We start from the raw sequence: 20,438 nt of genomic DNA on the forward strand, positions 1-20,438 counted from the left end.
CTTAGATGCTGGTAATATAGCGCTCGAAAGGAAATCATCGCTATGCCACATCGTTTTCAGCTTTTCGAAAAAATCGCGTTTTCGCTCGTGTGCTGGTCCGCTGCCGCCTGCTCGGCGTTCATCGCTTACGAGCGGTGCCCGGACATCAAGGTCGTTCTGCACGTCGGCGAAGAAGTCCTGCGCTATAGCGGGCAATATTCGTTCGTCTGCGCGTCGCCGGCCGCGGATACCTGCGCGCAGTTGCCGACCAACTAAGCCGCACTCGTCAAACCACACCGGGCCGCTCGCCCCAAGCGGCGACCCGGGCGTGTTCGCGTCGCGCCCTGCCGCTCACCATAACTACGCTTCGCGCCCAAACACCACGCGCGCGAAAAATCCCGCCAGCACTTTTTCCGCCATCTCAGCCGGCACGTTCTGCGGATCGACCGTGTAGAAGAACTGCACGCCGTCGCACAAACCCATCAAGCCCATCGCCAGTTCCTCGGCCGGCAACCGCAGCGGCGTGCCCACCCGCACCGAAAACTCGCGGATATACGCGCTCAACTGTTCCAGTTTCTCGTGCAGGAACGCGTTGAAACGGATCCGGAAACGGCCGTCGCGAACCGCCAGCAGCTTTGCCTCGACCCACAGCAAAAAGCATTTGTTCTCGCGATGCAGGTTGCTGTAGTAGCACAGCACGCGGCTTTCCATTTCCTCGCGCGATGCCGCGTTCTCGAAGATCGCCTGCAGACCCGCCTGCATCGTTTCGTGATCGCGCCGCAGTAATTCGAGGAACAGTTCGCTCTTGCTGCGGAAGTTCGAATAGAACGCCCCGCGCGTATAGCCTGCCGCCCCGGCAATGTCTTCGACACTCGCCGCGACGAAACCTTTCTTCATAAAAATTGCTTGCGCAGCGTCGAGCAGCCGCAGGCGCGTCTGGTCCTTGCTCTGTTCGCGTGTGAGTCGTTGGCGTTTCATGGGCGCAAGTCTAGCACCGAAAAGAATTCCAATTCATCTCGACATTCAAATACATGCATGTATTAAAATACACCTCAACATTCAAATTCAAACGCGTATGTCGGTTGCATGATCCGGCCTTCGCGTCGTAGCTGGCGGGCCGTTGCGGCTTGCCGTGTTCGTTCGCTGTCGCCAAGTTGGGGTAATCGTGAAGCGTCCCGGTCCTTCTGCATCGTCTGCGATGCGCCAGCAGTCCCATCGATATGCCCGTGCGGCATGCGCTCTCGCGTTGGCCGGCGTCGTCACGCTCACCGCGTGCTCGAAGAAAGAGCCTGCCGCGCCGGCGCCGCGTCCGGTGGTCGCCGTTGCCGTGCATGCGGACGGCAGCGCCACGCTGGCGTCGTCGTTGCCCGGTGAAGTGCAATCGCGTTATGCGACGCCGCTGTCGTTTCGGGTCGGCGGCAAGATCGTCGAGCGGCGCGTGCGGCTCGGCGACGTCGTGAAGAACGGGCAGATCGTGGCCCGGCTCGACCCGGCCGATGCGCAGAAGAGCGCCGCCAGCGCGCAAGCGCAGCTCGCGGCGGCCGAGCACACGCTGGTTTATGCGAAGCAGCAGTTCGATCGCGACCAGGCGCAGGCGAAAGAGAACCTGATCGCGCCGGCGCAACTCGAACAGACGACCAATGCCTATGCATCCGCCGTCGCACAGCGCGATCAGGCCGTGCAGCAGGCGGCTTTGTCGAAAGATCAGTTGCAGTACACCACGCTCGTTGCCGATCATGCCGGCGTGATCACCGCCGAACAGGCGGACACCGGCCAGAATGTGTCCGCGGGCCAGGCCGTCTACAACCTCGCGTGGAGCGGCGATATCGACGTGGTCTGCGATGTGCCGGAAAGCGCGCTGGCGGCGCTGTCGGTCGGGCAAACCGCCACGGTCACGCTGGCCGCGCTGCCGGGGCGCAGCTTCACCGCGCGCGTGCGCGAACTGTCGCCCGCCGCCGATCCGCAAAGCCGCACCTACCGCGCCAAACTCACGCTCGACAATCCCGGTCCCGACGTGCGCCTAGGTATGACAGCCGATATCGCGTTGTCGCCCGCGAACGCGTCGGCGAATCGGAACAGCGTGTTCATCGTGCCCGCCACTGCGTTGTTCCACGACGGCACGCAGCCGGCTGTGTGGGTCGTGCACGCAGGTAATAACGCGACTGCCAACGCTACTGCCGCCGACACGGTGGAACTGCGCCGGGTCACCGTGACGCGCTACAACGAGCGCACGATCGCCATCGCCCAAGGACTAAAAGACGGTGATCGAGTCGTGCTGCAAGGCGTGCACACGGTGAGCGCCGGCGAGAAAGTCCGCGTGATCCCGCCGCTGCATCCCGAGGACTTCGCTTCATGAGCACGACGCCTGAAGAAGGACGCTTCAACCTGTCCGCATGGGCGCTGCGCCATCAGGCGCTGGTGGTCTTCCTGATCGCACTGTCGACCGCATTCGGCATCCTCGCGTACACGCGCCTCGCACAATCCGAAGACCCGCCCTTCACGTTCCGCGTGATGGTGATCCGCACCTTCTGGCCCGGCGCGACCGCGCGCCAGATGCAGGAACAGGTCACCGACCGGATCGGCCGGAAATTGCAGGAAACGCCCGCGATCGACTTCGTGCGCAGTTACTCGCGCCCCGGCGAATCGCTGATGTTTTTCTCGATGAAAGACTCCGCGCCGGTGAAGGACGTTCCGCAAACCTGGTATCAGGTGCGCAAGAAAGTCGGCGATATCGCGGCGACGTTGCCGCCGGGCATTCAAGGCCCGTTCTTCAACGACGAATTCGGCGACGTCTACACCAACATCTACACGCTCGAAGGCGACGGCTTTTCCGCCGCGCAACTGCACGATTACGCAGATCAATTGCGCACGGTGCTGCTGCGCGTGCCGGGCGTCGGCAAGGTCGATTACTTCGGCGATCCGGATCAGCACATCTACATCGAGATCGCCAACACGCAGCTCACGCGCCTGGGCATCTCGCCGCAGCAACTCGCCCAGGCGATCAATTCGCAGAACAGCGTCTCGCCGGCCGGCACGCTGACCACCACCGACGATCGCGTGTTCGTGCGCCCCACCGGCCAGTTCAAGGACGTCGCCGCGCTCGCCGACACGCTGATCCGCATCAACAACCGCTCGTTGCGTCTCGGCGACATCGCGACGATCAAACGCGGCTACGACGACCCGGTCGCCACGCAAATGCGCTTCGGCAGCAAGGCTGTGCTCGGCATCGGCGTGACGATGCAACCGGGCGGCGACGTGATTCGCCTGGGCAAGGCGCTCGATCAGGAAACGGTCCAGTTGCGCAAATACCTGCCCGCCGGCTTGAAGCTCGTCGAAGTGTCGAGCATGCCGCACGCGGTCGAGCGCTCGGTCGACGACTTTCTCGAAGCGGTCGCCGAGGCCATCGCGATCGTACTGGTGGTGAGCCTCGTGTCGTTGGGCGTGCGCACCGGCATGGTGGTCGTGATCTCGATACCGGTGGTGCTCGCGGTCACGGCCCTGTGCATGTATCTGTTCGATATCGGCTTGCACAAAGTGTCGCTCGGCACGCTGGTGCTGGCGCTGGGGTTGCTGGTCGACGACGCGATCATCGCGGTCGAAATGATGTCGGTGAAGCTCGAGCAAGGCTGGAACCGCACGCGCGCCGCGGCCTACGCGTACACCAGCACGGCGTTTCCGATGCTGACCGGCACGCTGGTGACCGTGGCGGGTTTCCTGCCGATCGCGCTCGCGAAATCGAGCACCGGCGAGTACACGCGTTCGATCTTCGAGGTGTCGGCGATCGCGCTGATCGCTTCATGGCTCGCGGCGGTGGTGCTGATTCCGCTGCTCGGCTATCACATGCTGCCCGAGCGCAAACGCGAGGCGCACGAAGCGCACGATCACGAACACGACATTTACGACACGCGCTTCTACACGCGCCTGCGCGGCTGGATCAGCTGGTGCATCGAGCGGCGCTTTGTCGTGCTGGCAATCACCGTCGCACTGTTCATTCTGGCGATGGCTGGTTTTACGTTGGTGCCGCAACAGTTCTTCCCGAGCTCGGACCGTCCCGAGTTGCTGGTGGACGTGCGCCTGCCTGAAGGCGCATCGTTCGAAGCGACCTTGCGTCAGGCGCAGCGCCTGGAAAAAGCCCTGGTGGGCCGCCCCGAAATCGATCACACGGTGGACTTCGTCGGCACCGGCGCACCGCGTTTCTATCTGCCGCTCGATCAGCAATTGCAGCAACCGAACTTCGCTCAGTTCGTGATCACGGCGAAGTCGGTCAAGGATCGCGAGAAACTCGCGCAGTGGCTCGAACCGGAACTGCGCAACCAGTTTCCGGCGATCCGCACGCGCCTGTCGCGTCTTGAGAACGGGCCTCCGGTCGGCTATCCGGTGCAGTTCCGCGTGAGCGGCGACGACATCGCCACCGTTCGGTCGATCGCCGAGCGCGTCGCCGCGACGATGCGCGCCGACCGCCGCACCAACAACGTCCAGTTCGACTGGGACGAACCCGCCGAACGCTCGGTGCGCTTCGAGGTCGATCAGAAGAAAGCGCGCGAACTCGGCGTGAGTTCCGACGACGTGTCGAGCTTCCTCGCGATGACGCTGTCCGGCTACACGGTCACGCAGTACCGTGAACGCGACAAGCTGATCAGCGTGGATCTGCGCGCGCCGAAATCGGAACGTGTCGACCCCGCGCAACTCCTGACGCTGGCGATGCCGACACCGAACGGCCCGGTGCCGCTCGGCACACTCGGCCATCTGCGCAACGATCTGGAATACGGCGTGATCTGGGAGCGCGACCGGCAACCGACGATTACCGTCCAATCCGACGTCATGGCCGGTGCGCAAGGGATCGACGTCACGCATGCCGTCGATAAAGCGTTGAGCCAGATTCGCGACGCACTGCCGGTCGGCTACCGGATCGAAGTGGGCGGCTCGGTGGAGGAAAGCGGCAAGGGTCAAACGTCGATCAACGCGCAGATGCCGATCATGATCATCGCGGTGCTGACGCTGTTGATGATCCAGTTGCAGAGCTTTGCGCGCGTGCTGATGGTGGTGCTGACCGCTCCGCTCGGCCTGATTGGCGTGGTGTTGACGCTGCTGCTGTTCGGCAAGCCGTTCGGTTTCGTCGCGATGCTCGGCGTGATCGCGATGTTCGGCATCATCATGCGCAACTCGGTGATTCTGGTCGACCAGATCGAGCAGGACATCGCGGCCGGCCATCGACGCTTCGACGCGATCGTCGGCGCGACCGTGCGGCGTTTCCGGCCGATCACGCTGACCGCCGCCGCCGCCGTGCTCGCGCTGATTCCGCTGTTGCGCTCGAATTTCTTCGGCCCGATGGCTACCGCGCTGATGGGCGGCATCACGAGCGCGACCATCCTCACGCTGTTCTATCTGCCCGCGCTGTACGCCGCGTCGTTCAGAGTGCGTGGCGACGAGCGCGAGCCCCCGGCGCCGTCCGGCGCGACACATACGGGGAATTGATCATAGTGACTTTCGCATTTCCTCGACATTTGCGCATCACGACCCTCGGCTGCGCCGCACTGGCGCTGGCCGCCTGCTCGTTCGGACCGAACGGCGAGCCGCCCGCGATGCCGCAACCGGCCCACTACGGCGCCGAAGCGCAACCGGCACAAACCGCCTCCGCGCAAGGCGTCGCGCAGCAGTTCGTGGTCGGCGCGAAACCCGTGCCCGAATGGTGGAAGCTTTATCAATCGGATGCGCTTAACGCGTTGATCGACGAAGGTTTGCGCAACAGCCCGACGCTGGCCGCCACCGACAAGAGCCTCGCCGCCGCACGCGAGCAACTGCGCGCGCAGATCGGCAGTTCGCTGCTGCCGACCATCGATGCGGGTGGCCAGGCGACCCGCAATCGCGCGCTCGCGATACCCGAGGCCGGCCCGAATACATTTCTGTACAACGTGTTCGTTGGTCAATTGCAGGCGCACTACACGTTCGACCTGTTTGGCGCGGCACGGCTCGCGAATGCCGCGCTTGCCGCACGCGTGAACGTGCAGGCGTATCAATTCGATGCCGCGCGCCGCGCGCTGGCGGCCAACATCGTCACGGCGGCGATCACCAGTTCGGCGCTGCACGCGCAAATCGACACGACCGAGCGACTGGTGGCGCTCGCCAACGATCAGGCACGCGATACGCAGCGGCGCTACGCGCTCGGCGCGGTGTCGCACGCCGACCAGTTGAGCGCGCAACAGAGCGCGGCGAGTTTGTCCGCGAGCTTGCCGGGCCTGAAGCAGCAATGGCTGACGACACGTCACGCGCTCGCCGTGCTGCTCGGCCGCACGCCGGACGCCGCGCCCGACGACCTCGATCTGGCGCAACTGCATGTGCCCGAACAGGTGCCGGTGGTGGTGCCGTCCGAGTTGCTGCGCACGCGCCCCGACATCCAGGCCGCGGACGCCGCGTTGAAGGCGGCGGCGGCCGATGTCGGCGTCGCGACGGCGCAGATGTTCCCGAGTTTGTCGCTGAGTGCGTCGATGGGGCAAGGCGGCTTTAGCTGGCCGGTGGCACTGTCCGGTGCAGGCGCGATATGGAGCATCGGCGCGTCGCTGTCGCAGCCGCTGTTTCATGGCGGCGCGCTGTTCGCGCAGCGCCGCGCGGCGGTGGATACGTATGACGCCACGGTTTCGCAATACAAGCAAACCGTGCTGGCCGCGTTCCAGAACGTCGCCGATACCCTGGCCGCCCTCCAGCACGATGCGCAAGCGCTCGATGCGGCGAATGTCGGCGCGCGTTCGGCACAAGGAATTTTCGAGGAGACGTCGGCGCGTTATCGGCTGGGCGCCGTGCCGGTATCGTCGACCCGTTCGAGCGAGCAGCAGTTTCGTAGCGCTCAGTTGGATGAGATTCGCTATACCGGCGCGCGGCTGACCGATACGGCGGCGTTGTTTCAGGCGATGGGCAATCCGCCGGTAGAGTCCGCGCCGTCCGCTTCGACGGCGAATGCGAGCGTTTCCAACTAAACCTGGGATTCCATACTTAACTTAAGCCCCGTGTAGTTATCCCCAGTTTTTGTTGATGAGGCTGTTGAAAACTATCTGACAAGCAGGCTAACACGTTGAACGCACTCAGGTTTCGGATCGCGGTGCGCAATGAGCAAAAGGGCACTGTGCGTGGCTCTTGCCGTCAACTGAAACCCTTGGCATGTCTCAACGTTATCCCCAGTTTGTGTTGACAGGGTTGTTGATAACTATGGGCTTGTGCGCCTAAGTGCTTGATGCGGATCGGTTTGTCGTTCGCGGCGCCCACGAATGCAATGGCAGGACGCCAATGGGCGCGGCGGGCCGGCCCTTTGTGGGGCGGTTGGCTTATCCACAGATTTTGTTGAAAGACCTGTTGATAAGGTTTGGACATGGCGGCTAAGTGCTTGAAGCGGCGCGGGATTCGGGTTTAGGTGTTTTTGCCTGCGCGGCGCTATGGTTGTTATGCCTGCGCACGCAAAAAACTCAGTAAACCCCTGCTTCCCCCACCGGCCGATTCTTAAACCTCTTGTGAACCCAATAATATTGATCAGGAATCCGTCGCACTTGCGTCTCGAGAAACGCGGTAATGCGCCGCGCGTCCACCGCGGCATCATCGGAAGGAAAATCGTTTAGCGCATTAAAAATAGTCAGCTTATAGCCACGATAATCCGGCAGCACTTCAGTCACAAACGGCACGACGCGCGCATTCCCAGCCTTCGCCAACCGTGAAACGGACGTCAAGGTACATGCCGGCACACCAAAAAACGGCACAAACACCGAATCCCGCAGCCCAAAATCCATATCGGCGGCCAGCATCACTGGCTTACCCTCCCGCAGCACCCGCAACGCGCGTCGCACACTATCGCTGCGCGGAATCATCTCGGTGCCGAAGCGCCCGCGCTGCCGCTTGGCCATTGCGTCCAACAACAGGTTCGACATCGGCGTGTACAACGAAGCGACCGGGTGCCGCGTCGAGTACATCATGCAGCCCGCCTCGATGCCGACAAAATGAAAGCCGACAAAAATCGTCGGCTGAGCCTGCATGTCGTCGAGGTCGATCGCGCTCTCCACTTCGACGAGGCGCTCGATCGCCCGGGCATTGCCGAACCATTGCGGCCCACGCTCGACATAGCTGCGGATCACATGACAGAAATGCGCACGCGCAAGGCGTTCGCGCGCCTCGTCGCTCATGTCCGGGAAACACAGTTTGAGATTGGTATGAACGACACGCCGGCGTGCGCTCGGAATGCGATACAGCAGCGCGCCGATTCCAGTGCCGATCCGCGCGACGACGCCGTACGGCAGGAAAGCAAACGCCCGCAGCAGCCCCGTCATCAGCCAGATGAGTATTCGACTTTTCATGCGTTAGACCCGGTGGATGCAGGATGGCAAACACGCCAGCCGCAGCAGCACGACAACTGCTGGCGGACGAAGTGGCTCACGCTCGCGTCATACCGGGTCTCGCGCGGCGCGTGAATCAAAGATGGACGTCTCACTCGCGGCGAGACGTAGCGGTGCTGGAAGCCGAGACCGGTTAGGAATCGAGCGTCTCTGTGGGACCCATAAAAGCACAGCAGGCGTGATTAAAACACACCGCGCAGGGCCACGACAAAATCCGCAGGCCCCGCCGCCCGCCAGGCCATGGCGGGCACGCTTACTTATTATTACGGCGTCCGAGCCGTCGCGCCCCGGACGCGCTCCGCATCAAGGTTTGTTCGATTCGAACAGGTCCAGGATCTGTTTCTTTTCGTTCGACGAAACGCTCGGCGGCGGCACCGCAGGCGGTGTCATGCCCGCCGGACCCACGCCGCCGACCGCGTCGCTCACACCGGCAGTCGGATTTGCCGAGTCCAGTCCGATGCTCGCGATAAAGCCATTGCCCGGCGTCATGTCGGTGTAGAACAGTTCGCCGTCGACCACCGCAACGCCCTCCGGCTGCGCCGGTTCACCCTCCGGCACGCCGCGCAACGCGCGCTGCATGTACTCGACCCAGATCGGCAACGCAAGCTGCGCACCGAATTCGCGGCTACCAAGGCTCTTCGGCTGGTCGTAGCCCATCCACGCGACCGCCACCAGCGATTGCTGATAGCCGGCGAACCAGCCGTCCTTCGCGTCGTTGGTGGTACCGGTTTTGCCCTCCAGGTCCGAACGATGCAGCGCGTTGGTGCCCGCGCCGGTGCCGGCCGTCGCGACCGAATGCAGCAGGCTGTTCATGATGTACGCGTTACGCGGTTCAAGCGTGCGCGGCGCATCGCGCCCGGCGGTCAGCGGCTGAGCTTTCGACAGCGGCTCGCCGCGCGCGTCGGTGACCTCGTTGATCAGATACGGATTGATCCGGTAGCCGCCGTTCGCGAACACCGAATACGCACCGGCCGATTGCAGCGGCGTGACGAGGCCCGCGCCGAGCGCCATCGGCAGATACGGCGGGGTCTTGTCGGCGTCGAAACCGAAACGCTGCGTCACGAAGTCTTGCGCGTACCTGGTGCCGATGAACGACAGGATGCGGATCGACACCAGGTTCTTCGACTTCTGCAGCGCGACGCGCATCGGCATCGGCCCGTCCGGCTGGTCGTCGTCCTTGGGCTCCCACGCGTCGCCGCCCGGCGTGCTCGGCGGGAACGACAGCGGCGCGTCGTTGATGATCGTCGCCGGTCCGAGGCCCTTGTCCAGCGCCGCCGAATAGATAAACGGCTTGAAGCTCGAACCCGGCTGACGCCAGGCTTGCGTCACGTGATTGAACTTGTTCTTGTTGAAGTCGAAGCCGCCCACCAGCGCGCGGATCGCGCCGTCCTGCGGCGTCAGCGAGATCAGTGCGCCTTCCACTTGCGGCAATTGCGTGATCTGCCAGTTGCCTTTGTCGTCGGCGACGAGACGCACGATCGAGCCCGGCTTGATCCTGGTGGCCGCCGCCGCGCGCGCGCTCAGCGCGCCGGCCGCGAAGCGCAAGCCGTCGCCGCTGATCGTCGCTTCGGTTCCGTCGACCAGTTGCGCCTTCACCTGTTTCGGACTCGTGGCCGTCACCACCGCGGCGATGATCTCGCCGTTATCGGGGTGATCGGTCAGCGCGTCGTCGATCGTCTGATCGCGGTCGTCGCCCGGAGCGGGCAATTCCACGAAGCCTTCCGGCCCGCGATAGCCATGGCGCCGCTCATAATCCATCACGCCCTTGCGCACCGCGCGATAAGCGGCGTCCTGGTCGGCGGAATCGATCGTGGTGGTGACGTTCAGGCCGCGCGTATAGGTTTCGTCCTTGTATTGCGCGTACATCATCTGCCGGACCATTTCGGCGATGTACTCGGCGTGCACGCTGTATTCGTTGCCCGGGTTGCGGGTGTGAATCTCTTCCTTGACGGCCTGGTCGTACTGGTCCTGGCTGATGTATTTCAATTCGAGCATGCGTTTCAGGATGTATTCCTGACGGATCTTCGCGCGCTTCGGATTGACCACCGGGTTGTACGCGGACGGCGCCTTCGGCAAGCCGGCCAGCATCGCCGCTTCCGCGAGCGTGATGTCCTTCAGGTCTTTGCCGAAATACACCCGTGCGGCCGCGGCGAAACCATACGCGCGCTCGCCCAGATAGATCTGGTTCATGTACAACTCGAGGATCTGGTCCTTGGTCAGCGCGCGCTCGATCTTGTACGCCAGCAACATCTCGTAGATCTTGCGCGTGTAAGTCTTCTCGCTCGACAGGAAGAAATTGCGCGCCACCTGCATCGTGATCGTGCTCGCGCCTTGCGAGGCGCCGCCGTGCATCAGGTCGGCGGTGCCCGCGCGCAGAATGCCCAGGAAGTCGACGCCGCCGTGCTCGTAGAAGCGATAGTCTTCGATCGCCAGCACGGCCTTCTTCATCTGGTCGGGAATGTCCTGGAAGCGCACGATGCTGCGCCGCTCTTCGCCGAACTCGCCGATCAGCACGTGATCCGCGGTGTAGACCCGCAGCGGCACTTTCGGGCGATAGTCGGTCAATGCGTCGAGCGACGGCAGTTGCGGCCCCATCACCACCAGCGCATAACCGACGATCAGCGCGCCGACCACGAGAATCGTCGCCAGCAAGCCGACGAACCAGAGCGCGATGGACCCGCCGAACGAGCGGCGGCCGTCCTCGGCGTCGCGCGAAGCAGCGTTGCGTCCTGGAGTGCGGTGGTAGGAATCCCGGTCTTCACCAGCCGGAGAATTTGAAGGATGCGGTCGTTTGATGATTGGCATGACTGGAATAGTGGGCGCGTGACTGAACGCCTTCTGCGCACGCTCCTCGCGCGCGCATGGATCGGTCGTAGCGTGAGGACGCCGTTGCCGCGCACGGCGCGCCTTGGACGGTGTCCGGCGCAACGTAACAGCGCATTTTAAAGAAATCAAGCGCCGCCCAAGACAGTTTTTTTGTAAGAATTCCCTTCTCGCTGCTTGCTTTAACCTATCGAGGGGGCCGCACAGGTGTTCGGCGCCACTTGCCCGGGTTATCAATAGAAAATGTTGAAAGGCCTGTGGACAAGCCCGCCGGAAACACGACAACTCATTGATGTGGCGGCATTTTCACGCAGCGCCCGTTTCGCATCGGCGCGACTCGTCATATGATGGACCCGGCGCATGAGTCGCCACCGACGCGCGCGAACGGCCTACACCAGACGCACGCGATAAACTGCCAATGCCAACAAGTATGGCCAATGCCAACAAGTATGCGAGCCGACCATGAACAAGCCCAGCGAACGCATCGTCGTATTCGTCACAACCGCGCAGAAACGCGCGATCACCGCCACCGCAGAGAACCTCGGCATTAGCGTCAGCGAACTGATGCGGCGCGCTGTGTTGAGCTTCGGGGCGACCAGCGAACAGGTGAAAGCGGCCAGTATCGTCGACCGGCTGCGCGCGCCGCGCGCGCCGGACGCGCTGAACGCCGCGCTGCAACGGGTCGCGCGCGGCACGCGGCACGCGCGGGCGGCCCAGCCCGCAGCCTTGCAAACGCGCGGCGGCAGTCAGCCAGCCGTGCCAGTCGATGGCGCGACCGCGCCGGGGCTCGATGAATTGGGGAGCGCACCTGCAGCGGCAGAACCTGCGCCGTTGTTGCCGGCCGGGGTATTGGCCGCGCTCGCCGCCGCTGCCGACGAAGAAGCCACTGCGGCAGCCGAGGCCGTGGCCCGCGTCACCGCCGTCAAGGCGGCGGTTGCGGAATCGGCGCCGGGGCAAGCGGCCGCAGAGGATGCGCAAGCGCAAATGCAGCCGCTCGGCGTGCTCAAGCGCCCGCGCATCGACGCCGCTCGCGACGAAGACAATCCGCACGGCGATTCAAGCACCGAAGGCAGCCGCTTCGCCTGAAACGCGCTATGCGGAAACGGCGCAGCGGGAATCGGCGGTTGCGCGTCTTGACTGCTCAGGCGCGCCTCACGCGTAATCGTCATTTCACATTCGCGACACCCTTTGCGAGCAGAGTTCGCGATTACGTCATCATGCCCTTTAAGCCGTTTTTAAGAGATTGCGTGGTGTAATATCCGCGAGCAACTGAATTCCCCGTCGCGCGTTTTAACCGTTGCGGGCTGTTTGCAAATCCGATTTGCAAAGCCGGTTTGCAAATTCGAACAATTTACGGCGCCGCTATTGCAATCAGCGTATGCGCCCCGAACTCCGGGGCGACTGCTTGCGCAGCTTCGCGCGCAGCGGCGTAAAGTAGCAGCAGAAAGCAGTTAAGCGCGCCGGATTATTCAGCGCCGATTACATTCTTTGGAGGTTTTCATGTCGCTTTTTGACAGCATTTCGCGCACGCTTAAAGGTCTCCTGAACGATGCAGCCGATTCGGTGCAAGACCCGTCGCGCGACTCGCGCCAGATCGTGCGCGAACTCGACGAGGGCATCGCCAAAGCCGAGAACTCGCTGATCGAGATTCAGGCGCAGGTCGCCACGCAGCAAAGCAAGCGCGATGTTGCCGCGGACAAGGCGAAAAAGTACGAAGACGGCGCAAGGCGCGCACTGCAATCCGGCGACGAAGCGCTGGCGCGTGAAGCCCTCGGCGCACAAGCCACGGCCGAAGCCGAACGCGATGCGCTCGCCAGGGAACTGGCCACGCTGGAGCCATCGGTCGACCAGTTGAAGAGCCAGATCGAAGACATGCGCGGCCGTCGTAACGACCTGAACGCACGCTCGAACATTCTGCAAGCCAAGCAGCAGATCGCCCAGGCCAAGGATGTCGCGGCAACCGCGTTGGGCGGTATCGGCGGCAAGAATCTGTCCGAGGATTTCCAGAAGCTGGAAGACAAGGTCGCGCTGTCGAATGCCCGCTCCGACGCGCGCATGAATTCGGCTGACGTGAAGAGCGGCAAAGCGCTCGACGACAAGCTCGCGGATCTGAACCACGGCCCTTCGGTCGACGACCGGCTCGAAGCATTGAAGAAACAGATCAATACGCCGGCTCAGTAATTGCGTCGGCAGTATCGCGTTGTAGTAGTTCGCAGTATGAGTGTCAAGCGGCGTCGGCATGGTGCGCGGCGCTGCGCGTTTCACCGGCGTTCCGGGTGTATTCCAACACACCCGCCACATGCGCTGTAACCGGTGCGCCGGCGGTCCGGCCGCCGGGCCGCCGGAATCGATTGCCAAGGAGACGGGCGCGCAGCGCCCGGCCCGTATATGAAAAAATTTCTCGCAACTGCATTCGCCTCGCTGCTGCTGGTGTCGGCCACGGCGTTCGCCGTACCGACGGTTCAGCAGATCGAATCCGCGATGGCGCAAGGCAACTGGCAACAAGCCGACGCAGGCTTGAGCGAAGTGCTGCAAGCGCATCCGAACAATGCTCGCGCGCACTATCTGTACAGCCAGGTGCTCGATCGCGAAGGCCGCTCCGCCGACGCGCTCGCCCAGGTGCAGCAGGCCAAAACGCTCGACCCGCAAATCCGCTTCACCGACCCGACCCGTTTTGCGCAAACCGAAGCTCGGATCCGCAAGGACGCAGAACGTGCCGGCGGCGGCGGTGGCAACGTCACGAGCCGCGCGGCCAACCCGTTTGTGCAACAGAATGCGCCGGCCGTGCAGCAACAGTCGGCGATGGTGTCGCAGGCGCAGCAACGGCATGGTCCGGGGATCGGCATGTGGATCGGCATCCTCCTCGTCATCGGCGTGATTGCGCTGGTGCTGCGCTGGACGCTGCGCCGCGCCCGCTCGCAAGACGATTCGCGCGCCGACGACGATCGTCGCGTGCAACTCAAGCGCGCGACCGAGATGCTGAACGCCGTGCGTTCCCTGAAGCTCGACGTGAAGCTCTCCACCGTGCAAGGGCATGAAGCGCTGGAGAAGGAAGTCGAAGCGACCGAAGATCAGTTGCGCGGCCTCGTCGAATCGCTGTCGAACAGCAAGAATCCGGTGCCGCCGTATCAGCTGGACGAACTGGAGCAGCGCATCGCCAGCATGCGCGCGCGGGCCGAGGGACGGCCCGATCCGTATGCGGCACCTGCCGCGAGCGCGCAGCAGTCGCCATATGCGCAGGAAGCCGAGCGTTTCGGCAATCCGCCGCAGGCGCCCTATCCGCAGCAAGGTCCTTATCAGCAACAACCGCAGGTGATCGTGCAGCAAGGCGGTGGCGGTTTCGGCGGCGGCATGGGCGGTTTGCTGACCGGCGTGTTGCTCGGCGAAGCGCTGAATTCCGGACGTGAGCGCGTGGTGGAGCGCGATGTGATCGTCGACGACGAAACGCGCCGCCGCGGCAACGACGGCGGCAATGGCAACGGTGTCGATTTCGGCCAGGGTTCGAACGACTGGAACGATAACGGCGGCGGCGTCGATCTGGGCAGCAGCGACGATTCGGGCGGCTGGAACGATACCTGAGCTGTTCCCCCACTGCTACCACCCTGAAAACAGGCTCCTTCGCGGAGCCTGTTTTTTTATGTCCCGCCAGCTACGCTCTCGCCGCTTCATGTTGCGCGAGCAGCACTGCCCCCGCGAACAGCCTGACGATAAAACGCTCCGCGTACGCGATCAGCGCTTCCCGGCGCGCGGCATTCGCGGCGATGTATTCATCCGATAGATGAAACAGTTGCAGCACGATCTGCGTGCAGACCTCATCGACGGTTTCGCGGGCGAGCGCCGGCATCAGATTCAATTGCACGACGTCGTCCGCCATTTCCGCGGACACCTCGTGGAGATTCGCACGCACCGCTTCGCGCAGCGCCGGCGACGTGCCGTGATACTCGGCCAGCGCACTGCGGAACGCTTCGTGGCTTTCCAGGGCGAACTCGAAGAACGCCACGCACGCACGGCGCGGCACGCTATGCGGCTCATCGTGCGCAGCCAGCCAGCGCTCGCGCCGCAGCATCGGCCGCAAGCGGCGGTTCACCGATTCGACCGCTTCGCGCGCAAGGTCGTCGAGCGTATCGAAATGACGATAGAACGTGTTGGGATTCAACCCCGCCTCGCGCGCCAGCTCGCGCAAACCCAGGCTCGCGAAACTGCGGCCTCCCGCAGTCAGGCGCAACGCGGCTTCGATCAGCTTGCGCTTGCCGGGCGCCAGTTCCTGTCCGGTTGTGGCGCCGTGGCCGGCGTCAAGCGCCGCTTCGGGTACGGATGTCATGAGGTTTCGATCAGGGCGCGGCACGCGCGTTTAATAGCGGGACTCTAAACGATGTTGACGCGAAGTGTACAGTTGTCTACCCTGCGCGTTATGCTGCAGTAGACACCTGCAGACATTCGGATTTTGCACACCTTTTGCACGCCCCTTTGCACGCCTTTGCCCAACGCCGGAGACCCGCTGTGACGCCTGCCTCACCTGCCATGCCACGCATTGCCATTGTCGGAAGCGGTTTCGCGGGCATCGGCATGGCGATCCGTCTTCAGCAAATGGGCATCACGTCGTTCACGGTCTACGAGGCGGCCGGCGACATCGGCGGCACGTGGCGCGACAACACCTATCCCGGCGCGGCCTGCGATGTGCCGTCGCATCTGTATTCATTTTCTTTCGAGCCTAACCCGGCGTGGTCGCGCGCATTTGGCAGCCAGGCCGAGATTTTCGCGTACCTGAAGCATTGCGCGCACAAGTATGGCGTCGATCGTTTCGTGCGTTGCAATGCGCGCGTGGCCGCCGCGCGTTTCGATGAAGCGCGGCAAGTATGGCAGGTCGAGATCGATTCGAACGGCGTGCGCGAAAGCATCGAAGCCGATGTCGTGATCGCCGCGAGCGGTCCGTTGTCGCGGCCGGCCATGCCACACATTGCCGGGCTCGAGTGCTTCGCAGGCAAACTGTTTCACTCGGCGCGCTGGGACCATGCGTATCCGCTCGAAGGCAAGCGCGTCGCGGTCATCGGCACTGGCGCGAGTGCGATCCAGTTCGTGCCGCGGATCCAGCCGCGCGTCGCGCGGCTCGAACTGTTCCAGCGCACCGCGCCCTGGATCATGCCAAAACCCGACAAGCCGATCGGCCCGCGCGCGCGCTGGCTGTTCCACCATCTGCCGTTCACGCAGCGTTTCGTGCGCCATGCCATCTACTGGCAACTCGAATCGCGCGCGATCGCGTTCGTCGTCAATCCGGAACTGATGAAGTTTCCGATGAAGTTCGGCCTGAGCTATCTGGAACGGCGCGTCAAGAATCCGGCGCTGCGCGCCAGGCTGACGCCAAACTACCGGCTCGGCTGCAAGCGCGTGCTGTTGTCGAGCGACTACTATCCAGCGCTCGGTCAGCCGAACGTCGACGTGGTGACGGCCGGCATCCGCGAGATCGTCGCTGACGGCATCGTGACCGACGACGGCGCACATCACCCTGCCGACGCGATCATTTGCGGCACGGGCTTCCAGGTCAACGACGTCGGCGCGCCGTTTGACGTGACCGGCATCGACGGCGCCGATCTCGGCGCAATGTGGTTGCGCGACGGCCCGCAAGCGTATCTCGGCACCAGCATCGCGAACTTCCCGAACTTCTTCATGATGGCCGGCCCGAATACCGGCCTCGGTCACAACTCGATGATCTACATGATCGAGTCGCAGGTGCAATACATCGCCGATTGCCTGCGCGTGCTGCGCCTGCGTAAAGCACGCACGATGAACCTGCGGCCCGACGTGCAGCGCGACTTCAACGCGCGTTTGCAGAAGGAGATGCAACGCTCCGTCTGGATGAGCGGCTGCCATAGCTGGTATCAGACCAGGAGCGGCAAGGTGACCGCGATCTGGCCGGGCTTCACGTTCAGTTTTCGCCAGCGCACGCGCCGCGTGCGGCCGCGCGATTACCGCTTTGCGCCTTGATGCGCCTGGATGTCGTTCGCGGCTGAGGGGCCGCTCGTCGACGCGGCAGCCGCGATCCTCGACTCGAACTAAAAAGGGAGACAAAAACGATGGCAAGCCTGGGACCTGCTATACCCGCTAAACCCGCTACGTCCGCCGCATCCGCGCCGCTGCCGCCGCGCTCGCTCGCCGCGCGCCTCGGCATCACCAGTGTGCCGCGCGCCGAATTACAGCGGCGCTATACGCAAAGCGGTTCGAAGTTCGTCAAGATCATGGGCGCCGACGTGCACTACGTCGATGAAGGCAGCGGCGACACGATCGTGATGATTCATGGTTTCGCGTCGTCGCTGCATACGTGGAATCGCGTCGCCGACGAACTCAAGCGCACGCATCGCGTGATCCGTCTCGATTTGCCGCCGTTCGGCGTGACAGGCCCGCTGCGTTCGACTCGGCCACATCCCGATGGAAGAAGCGCCCGAGCGTGTGATGGCCGATCTGCGCGCCTTTCTCGGCGCCAGCGACAAGGGCCGCAGCTACGGCAAGCGCGAGTCGCTCGCCGGTTTGATGCGGCTTTCCGGGTCTGCCTGAAACAACGGACGCATCGCCGCGTGCGTCTGTCGCACGCGGCGCGTTGAACCATCACCCGTTGGCGTTGGGGTAGCCGACATAAACACGCGTCGCGTAAGCGAAGTCGACCGTGCCGTTTTGCGCGGTGCTGTCGAACAGTTCGCGCAGCGCGGCCATCATCGGCTCATAGTTCGTATGCCCCGCTTTCGGCGCATACGACGACGACATCAAGCGCCCCTTCAGGCCGTCAAAGTCCAGTTGTTGTCCGTTCGGGAAGCTCGCCTTGTACGCGAAGCCGTCGCCGAACCATGCGGCCATCGATTCGTCGTCGCCATAGCGCTCCGACACCGCCGTGTAGTCGACGCCGTACTTTTTCAGCAGCGCCTCGTAGCCGGCCAGAAACGGCGTGCCCTCCAGCAGGCGGCTGTTCCAGAACAGCGCGACCAACCCCTTCGGCTTCAGGATGCGTGCAAACTCGCGGCTCACCACTGCGTGATCGAACCAGTGGAAGGCCTGGGCGGCGATCACGAGCTCGACGCTGGCGTCGTCGAGCGTAGTCGCTTCCGCGGTGCCCGCTACGCTGCGGAAATCGCCCCGCCCCACGAGCCACGCGTTCGATGCTTCGCGCATCGCCCGATTCGGTTCGACCGCGATCACCGGATGGCCTGCATCGAGAAACAGCTTCGCTGAGATGCCCGTGCCGGCGCCGATATCGACCACCAGAGCGTGAGGCGCAACCCCGCAGGTGTCGTGCAGGAACGTCACGACTTCGCGCGGATAGCTCGGCCGGTACTTGACGTAGTCCGCGACACGGTCGGTGAAACGCTGGGTTGAATCGCTCATGGGCGCGTCCTGTGCGAGCTTTGGGGAGGGCTCTACGTTACCCGGGTTGAACGGCCGGTGCATGACGATGCGCTTTCAACCGCCGCCGAGCAAGCGCAGCAGGCCCCAGAAAAATTTGCAGAGAATCACGATCAGCGCCCACAGGTGGGAGAGCTGCTGCCAGCCCGAGACGACGACATAGCCGCGCAAGCGGGCAAACTGGGCATTGAAATCTTCGACGTATCGGGCCACGTCGAAGAAGTCGCCGCGCGCGTGCAGCGGCAGGCCCAGGTATGCCGCACGCTGCGCGAGTCCGCCGCTCAAACGCTCGCGGGCAACCACCGCATTGCCGCCGCCGCGCGCGAAATGCGCAGCGTGTCGGCTGAAGCCGCGACCGGCGTGCAGGCATCGCAGCAGACGCTGGAAGCGTCGCTGGCCGACATCCACGGGCTCGTTGAAGGCGTCACGGTGATCGAGAGCCAGATCGGCGCGCTGCGCAGCGCGCTTGCGCACGTGAGCCGCGTCTCCGAGGAGATTTCGCTGATTGCCCGCCAAACGCATCTGCTGGCGCTGAACGCGGCGATCGAAGCCGCGCGCGCCGGCGATTCCGGCAAGAGTTTCGCGGTGGTGGCCGCCGAGGTGAAGAACCTGTCGGCGAAGACCGCGCAAGCGACCGGCCAGATCGAGACGACGCTGGCGCAGCTGACGCGGCAGACCGAGCAGTTGATCAGCGAAGGCTCGGTGAACACAGCGCGGGCGCACCGGGTACGCGAGGGCACGCGCAAGATCGGCGACGTCGTGCATGCGACGGGCGATGCGATTGCGCAGCTCAACAACGAGGCTGGGCAGATTGCCATGTTGACCGGCGAGATCGAGACGCAATGCGACGGACTCGAGGCGCAGGTGCTGGAGATGGCGACGGGCGTCGAGAATTCGAGCGAGAACTTCGTGCAGGCGAAGGACCGGCTGGGGAATTTGCTGAGTGTTTCCGAGACGTTGATTGAACTGACTGCCGCGACCGGCGTGGAGACGGCGGACACGCGGTTTATCGAAGCGGTGCAGCAGGCCGCGGCTGCGGTAGGCAAGTTATTCGAAACGGCTGTGGCTCGGGGCGAAGTGTCGATTGAAGATCTGTTCGATCAGAAGTATGTCCCGGTGGCTGGAAGCAATCCTGCTCAGTTCGTTACCCGGTTTACTGCCTTTACCGATCGGGTTTTGCCGGCTATTCAGGAGCCGTTGCTCGGGCTCGATCCACGGGTCGCGTTTTGTGCCGCTGTCGACGTGCGCGGCTATCTGCCTACCCATAATCTGAAGTTTTCTTTGCCGCAGCGCGAGGACGTGGTCTGGAATATGGCTAACTGCAGGAATCGACGGATGTTCAACGATCGTACCGGGCTTGCTGCTGGTTCTCATACCAAGAAGTTTTTGTTGCAGACCTATCGGCGCGATATGGGCGGCGGCCAGTTTGTTTTGATGAAGGATGCGTCGGCGCCTGTGTTTGTTGCCGGACGGCATTGGGGCGGGGTTCGGATTGGTTATAAGGTTTAAGTTTTTTTGCCTGCGCGGCGCTTTGGTTGTTGTGCCTGCGGCGGTGGCCTTTTCTTGATTTGATATTGGTTTATTAGCGGTCCCCCTGTGCTGTTTGCTTCCTCGGCGCTTCTGGTTGTACGCCTGCGGTGTTGGCCTTTCCTTGATTTCTTAGTGGTCTATTAGCGTTCCCCCTGTGCGGGGGGCACCTACTTTTCTTTGCCGGCCGCAAAGAAAAGTAGGCAAAAGAAAGCGGCTTCACACCGCTAACCCTTAAGCGGGTCCCCTGGCTTGGAGGAGGTAGTGGAGCATCTGGAATCGGTGTTCTCGCACACTCCGCGCTGGCGACAAGGCAGTCATACTTCCGGCGGCGCTGCGCGCGCCGAA

At 63.4% G+C, this 20,438-nt stretch carries 14 protein-coding genes and 1 pseudogene; 10 read left to right on the top strand and 5 right to left on the bottom strand.

All coding sequences use genetic code 11. The annotated features are described in order from the left end of the window. The first annotated feature begins 42 nt into the window (after window positions 1-42). Window positions 43-255 carry a hypothetical protein gene (locus SB772_RS35515; protein ID WP_410837795.1) on the top strand — a complete coding sequence of 71 codons (213 nt, stop codon included), beginning with the start codon at window positions 43-45 and terminating at the stop codon, window positions 253-255. Window positions 256-339: 84 nt separating this feature from the next. Here the strand turns inward: SB772_RS35515 and SB772_RS35520 are convergent, their stop codons facing one another. Then, on the bottom strand, window positions 340-957 hold the full coding sequence (locus SB772_RS35520) for a TetR/AcrR family transcriptional regulator (protein ID WP_410837796.1): 618 nt from the start codon (window positions 955-957) through the stop codon (window positions 340-342). A gap of 220 nt (window positions 958-1,177) precedes the next feature. Between SB772_RS35520 and SB772_RS35525 the strand changes: the two genes are divergently transcribed. The 3 genes from SB772_RS35525 to SB772_RS35535 are packed head-to-tail and all read left to right on the top strand — an operon-like array spanning window position 1,178 to window position 6,950. Continuing rightward, the gene (locus SB772_RS35525) at window positions 1,178-2,335 is read left to right on the top strand and encodes an efflux RND transporter periplasmic adaptor subunit (protein WP_410837797.1); all 1,158 of its coding nucleotides are present in this window, start codon (window positions 1,178-1,180) and stop codon (window positions 2,333-2,335) included. Continuing rightward, a complete protein-coding gene (locus SB772_RS35530) occupies window positions 2,332-5,454 on the top strand; it encodes an efflux RND transporter permease subunit (RefSeq protein WP_410837798.1) in 3,123 nt (1,040 codons plus the stop codon). Before SB772_RS35525 ends, SB772_RS35530 begins: the two co-directional genes overlap by 4 nt. Window positions 5,455-5,459: 5 nt before the next feature. Then, window positions 5,460-6,950 carry an efflux transporter outer membrane subunit gene (locus tag SB772_RS35535; protein ID WP_410837799.1) on the top strand — a complete coding sequence of 497 codons (1,491 nt, stop codon included), beginning with the start codon at window positions 5,460-5,462 and terminating at the stop codon, window positions 6,948-6,950. A 483-nt stretch (window positions 6,951-7,433) separates the two neighbouring features. On the opposite strand, the gene SB772_RS35540 is transcribed toward SB772_RS35535, so the two are convergent. Next, entirely contained in the window at window positions 7,434-8,312 is an 879-nt protein-coding gene (locus tag SB772_RS35540; RefSeq protein ID WP_410837800.1) for a lipid A biosynthesis lauroyl acyltransferase, read from the bottom strand. 342 nt (window positions 8,313-8,654) lie between these two features. Beyond that, window positions 8,655-11,156 carry a penicillin-binding protein 1A gene (locus SB772_RS35545; protein ID WP_410837801.1) on the bottom strand — a complete coding sequence of 834 codons (2,502 nt, stop codon included), beginning with the start codon at window positions 11,154-11,156 and terminating at the stop codon, window positions 8,655-8,657. Window positions 11,157-11,636: 480 nt separating this feature from the next. Here SB772_RS35545 and SB772_RS35550 point away from each other — a divergent pair, with 480 nt between their 5' ends. The 3 genes from SB772_RS35550 (at window position 11,637) to SB772_RS35560 (ending at window position 14,753) form a co-directional block, all read left to right on the top strand. Next, on the top strand, window positions 11,637-12,260 hold the full coding sequence (locus SB772_RS35550) for a hypothetical protein (RefSeq protein ID WP_410837802.1): 624 nt from the start codon (window positions 11,637-11,639) through the stop codon (window positions 12,258-12,260). A 414-nt stretch (window positions 12,261-12,674) separates the two neighbouring features. Then, complete coding sequence (locus SB772_RS35555) at window positions 12,675-13,355, top strand: PspA/IM30 family protein (RefSeq protein ID WP_410837803.1); 681 nt, start codon at window positions 12,675-12,677, stop codon at window positions 13,353-13,355. A 207-nt stretch (window positions 13,356-13,562) separates the two neighbouring features. Then, a complete protein-coding gene (locus SB772_RS35560) occupies window positions 13,563-14,753 on the top strand; it encodes a tetratricopeptide repeat protein (protein ID WP_410837804.1) in 1,191 nt (396 codons plus the stop codon). A gap of 70 nt (window positions 14,754-14,823) precedes the next feature. Here SB772_RS35560 and SB772_RS35565 read toward each other — a convergent pair whose 3' ends face one another. Further along, on the bottom strand, window positions 14,824-15,495 hold the full coding sequence (locus SB772_RS35565) for a TetR family transcriptional regulator (RefSeq protein ID WP_410837805.1): 672 nt from the start codon (window positions 15,493-15,495) through the stop codon (window positions 14,824-14,826). A gap of 200 nt (window positions 15,496-15,695) precedes the next feature. Here SB772_RS35565 and SB772_RS35570 point away from each other — a divergent pair, with 200 nt between their 5' ends. Together SB772_RS35570 and SB772_RS35575 are read left to right on the top strand one after the other, a co-directional pair. Beyond that, the gene (locus SB772_RS35570; protein WP_410837838.1) at window positions 15,696-17,156 is read left to right on the top strand and encodes a flavin-containing monooxygenase; all 1,461 of its coding nucleotides are present in this window, start codon (window positions 15,696-15,698) and stop codon (window positions 17,154-17,156) included. An 89-nt stretch (window positions 17,157-17,245) separates the two neighbouring features. After that, window positions 17,246-17,584: pseudogene (locus SB772_RS35575) on the top strand (alpha/beta fold hydrolase); the annotation flags it as partial. Window positions 17,585-17,774: 190 nt separating this feature from the next. Here SB772_RS35575 and SB772_RS35580 read toward each other — a convergent pair. Continuing rightward, window positions 17,775-18,545: a class I SAM-dependent methyltransferase gene (locus tag SB772_RS35580; protein ID WP_410837806.1), complete on the bottom strand. Its 771-nt coding sequence runs from the start codon at window positions 18,543-18,545 to the stop codon at window positions 17,775-17,777. Window positions 18,546-18,689: 144 nt separating this feature from the next. On the opposite strand from SB772_RS35580, the gene SB772_RS35585 reads away from it, so the two are divergent. Continuing rightward, window positions 18,690-20,072, top strand: a complete 1,383-nt coding sequence (locus SB772_RS35585; RefSeq protein ID WP_410837807.1) for a methyl-accepting chemotaxis protein — start codon at window positions 18,690-18,692, stop codon at window positions 20,070-20,072. Window positions 20,073-20,438 lie beyond the last annotated feature (366 nt).

The organism is Paraburkholderia sp. SIMBA_030 (assembly GCF_046535245.1).
In the GTDB taxonomy this organism is placed as follows: domain Bacteria; phylum Pseudomonadota; class Gammaproteobacteria; order Burkholderiales; family Burkholderiaceae; genus Paraburkholderia.

Bases quoted from the DNA above. Each gene is read 5' to 3' on its own strand.
- SB772_RS35530 (WP_410837798.1), top strand. From the start codon at position 2,332: ATGAGCACGACGCCTGAAGAAGGACGCTTCAACCTGTCCGCATGGGCG.
- SB772_RS35515 (WP_410837795.1), top strand. From the start codon at position 43: ATGCCACATCGTTTTCAGCTTTTCGAAAAAATCGCGTTTTCGCTCGTG.
- SB772_RS35580 (WP_410837806.1), bottom strand. From the start codon at position 18,545: ATGAGCGATTCAACCCAGCGTTTCACCGACCGTGTCGCGGACTACGTC.
- SB772_RS35570 (WP_410837838.1), top strand. From the start codon at position 15,696: ATGCCACGCATTGCCATTGTCGGAAGCGGTTTCGCGGGCATCGGCATG.
- SB772_RS35565 (WP_410837805.1), bottom strand. From the start codon at position 15,495: ATGACATCCGTACCCGAAGCGGCGCTTGACGCCGGCCACGGCGCCACA.
- SB772_RS35540 (WP_410837800.1), bottom strand. From the start codon at position 8,312: ATGAAAAGTCGAATACTCATCTGGCTGATGACGGGGCTGCTGCGGGCG.
- SB772_RS35545 (WP_410837801.1), bottom strand. From the start codon at position 11,156: ATGCCAATCATCAAACGACCGCATCCTTCAAATTCTCCGGCTGGTGAA.
- SB772_RS35555 (WP_410837803.1), top strand. From the start codon at position 12,675: ATGTCGCTTTTTGACAGCATTTCGCGCACGCTTAAAGGTCTCCTGAAC.
- SB772_RS35520 (WP_410837796.1), bottom strand. From the start codon at position 957: ATGAAACGCCAACGACTCACACGCGAACAGAGCAAGGACCAGACGCGC.
- SB772_RS35560 (WP_410837804.1), top strand. From the start codon at position 13,563: ATGAAAAAATTTCTCGCAACTGCATTCGCCTCGCTGCTGCTGGTGTCG.
- SB772_RS35550 (WP_410837802.1), top strand. From the start codon at position 11,637: ATGAACAAGCCCAGCGAACGCATCGTCGTATTCGTCACAACCGCGCAG.
- SB772_RS35525 (WP_410837797.1), top strand. From the start codon at position 1,178: ATGCGCCAGCAGTCCCATCGATATGCCCGTGCGGCATGCGCTCTCGCG.